The sequence below is a fragment of the Tahibacter caeni genome (assembly GCF_024609805.1).
Taxonomy (GTDB): Bacteria; Pseudomonadota; Gammaproteobacteria; order Xanthomonadales; family Rhodanobacteraceae; genus Tahibacter; species Tahibacter caeni.
The window spans coordinates 1-2,212 of record NZ_JANFVR010000521.1 but is presented as its reverse complement, the minus strand read 5'-3'; the positions used below and the strand labels follow the sequence as shown (position 1 = coordinate 2,212).

At 66.2% G+C, this 2,212-nt stretch carries 3 protein-coding genes; 1 reads left to right on the top strand and 2 read right to left on the bottom strand.

Annotation, left to right across the window (positions count from 1 at the left end; all coding sequences use genetic code 11):
- Nucleotides 1–158: 158 nt before the first annotated feature.
- Nucleotides 159–362 (bottom strand): YgaP family membrane protein, encoded by a 204-nt coding sequence (locus NON22_RS23380; RefSeq protein WP_257389391.1) that lies wholly within the window; start codon nt 360–362, stop codon nt 159–161.
- 28 nt (nt 363–390) lie between these two features.
- Nucleotides 391–1,662: an NAD(P)/FAD-dependent oxidoreductase gene (locus tag NON22_RS23375; protein WP_257389390.1), complete on the bottom strand. Its 1,272-nt coding sequence runs from the start codon at nt 1,660–1,662 to the stop codon at nt 391–393.
- A gap of 104 nt (nt 1,663–1,766) precedes the next feature.
- On the opposite strand from NON22_RS23375, the gene NON22_RS23370 reads away from it, so the two are divergent.
- Entirely contained in the window at nt 1,767–2,105 is a 339-nt protein-coding gene (locus NON22_RS23370; protein ID WP_257389389.1) for an ArsR/SmtB family transcription factor, read from the top strand.
- Nucleotides 2,106–2,212 lie beyond the last annotated feature (107 nt).

Below are 2,212 nucleotides of genomic sequence, written 5' to 3'. Positions count from 1 at the left end.
CGTCCCAGACGCGCTCGCGGTCGCCGGCGCGCGCCGCGACGGTCACGGTCGCGAACGCGACCTCGGCCGCGCCGGTCGCCGGCGGCGGCTCCGCGCCGCAACCGGCCAGCACGGCGATGACAAGCAACAGACCGCTACGCAAGGCGCGCATGACGGTCTCAGCGGAATGCGCAGCCGGCCGGCAGGCCGAGCTTGCGGAACACGATCGCGGCCGGACAGAAACCGGTGAAGGCGGCCTGCAGCAGATTCAGGCCGACGAAGGCCGTCAGCAGCAGCCACCAGGGCGATACGAAGTGGGCGAGCGCGAGGCTCAGCAGGACCATGCCGCCGGCGAAGGCGAATACGGCTTTGTCGACATTCATGACAGGCTCCTATCAGTTACGGGAATCATCACTTCAGGCGGTCGATGCCGAGCGCCTTGAGCACGTACTTTTCGTAGATCGGCTCCGTGTGACCGGAGCGCATCTTGGCCAGGAAATATTTTTCGAAGGCGACCTTGGCGACATGCACCCATTTGCCGCTGCGCGCCCAGGTGACGTTGCGCGGCGGAATCTGCGGAATCGCGACGAAGGCCACGCCGCTGTCGCCCATGTCGGCGAGACAGATGGCGTTCCAGGTCGCCTGCGCCTCGCCCCGGCGGCCGTCGAGGTCGGCCTTGATGTTGGCCACGACGGCCGACACCATCGATTCGATCATGAAGCCGGTCTTGGGCGCACCGGTCGGCACCGGCGTCTGCTCGACCGGAGGAATCGCGACGCAGACGCCGACCGCGTATACGTTCGGGTATTTCGGACTGCGCTGGTGCGCGTCGACCAGGACGAAACCTCGCGGATTGCACAGCTCGCGCGCCTGGCGGACCGCGTCCACGCCGGTGAACGGCGGCATGACCATCGCGTAGCGGAACGGCAACGTGTGCTCGCGCACGGATTCTCCGCGGTCGTCGAGCTCCTGCGCGCGAAGTTCGCTCGCGCCGATTTCGGTGATCCGCGCGTTGGTGATCCACTTGATGTGCCGCTGGCGCAGTTCGGACTCGAGCAGCCCCTTCGAGTCGCCCACGCCGCCCAGCCCCATGTGGCCGATGTACGGCTCGCTGGTGACGAAGGTCATCGGTACCCGGTCGCGCAACTTGCGCGCGCGCAGATCCGCATCGAGGATCATGGCGAATTCGTAGGCCGGCCCGAAACAGCTGACGCCGGCGGCGGCGCCGATGACGACGGGACCGGGGTCCTTCAGGAACGCCTCGTAGGCCGTCCAGGCCGAGGCCGCATGATCGGTCGTGCAAATCGACTGTGTATGCGCTTCCGGGCCGAGACCGGGCACTTCGTCGAAGGCCAGACGCGGCCCCGTGGCGATGACGAGGTAGTCGTAGTCCACGACGCGGCCGTCGCGCAGCACGATGCGATTCGTTTCCGGATCGACGCGCTCGGCGCCGGCGCTTTCGAAGCCGATGCGCTTCCTGCCCAGCCGCTCGGGCGCGTCGAGCTGGATCTCGCCAGGTTTGCGCCAGCCGACGGCGACCCAGGGATTCGACGGCGTGAAGCTGAACCTGTCGCCCTCGCCGACGACGCTGACGGCGGCGCGATCCGGACCGATCGCCGCCCGCAATTCGTAGGCGACGCTCATGCCGCCTATGCCCGCACCGAGTACCACGATCCGCTTCATAACGCTCTCCGAGAAGAGCTTGATTAAGTTTTGCTAATGTAGTGTTTACTGAAATACAATGCAAGCACCTCCCCACGACGAGGCATAACGAGGAAGATACGGCGATGACACTGGTGATGAAACGCGGTATGGCCGCCGCAATGGCCGCCCAGGCCGAGCACGCCGCCGACCTGCTCAAGGCGATGGCGCATCCGCAGCGCCTGCGCGTGCTCTGCCTGCTGGTCGAAGGGGAGCTGTCGGTAGGCGACATCAATCGCGAAATCGAGCTCAGCCAGTCGGCTCTGTCCCAGCATCTGGCCAAGCTGCGCGAGGAAGGGCTGGTCGACACGCGCAAGGAGGCGCAGACCGTGTTCTACCGCCTGGCCGACAGTCCGGCCGTCGAAGTCATTCGCGCCTTGCACGACGCCTTCTGCCCGGCCGATACGCCGCGCCGGCGCCCTTGATCGTGTGACACGCGGTCAGCGACGCGGAACCGATGACGAGCAGCAGCAGCGCAGCGACACTCTTGAGCATGAGTTTCATGGTGCAGTCCTTTTCGTAGACCGGGGTT

Bases quoted from the DNA above. Each gene is read 5' to 3' on its own strand.
- NON22_RS23380 (WP_257389391.1), bottom strand. From the start codon at position 362: ATGAATGTCGACAAAGCCGTATTCGCCTTCGCCGGCGGCATGGTCCTG.
- NON22_RS23375 (WP_257389390.1), bottom strand. From the start codon at position 1,662: ATGAAGCGGATCGTGGTACTCGGTGCGGGCATAGGCGGCATGAGCGTC.
- NON22_RS23370 (WP_257389389.1), top strand. From the start codon at position 1,767: ATGACACTGGTGATGAAACGCGGTATGGCCGCCGCAATGGCCGCCCAG.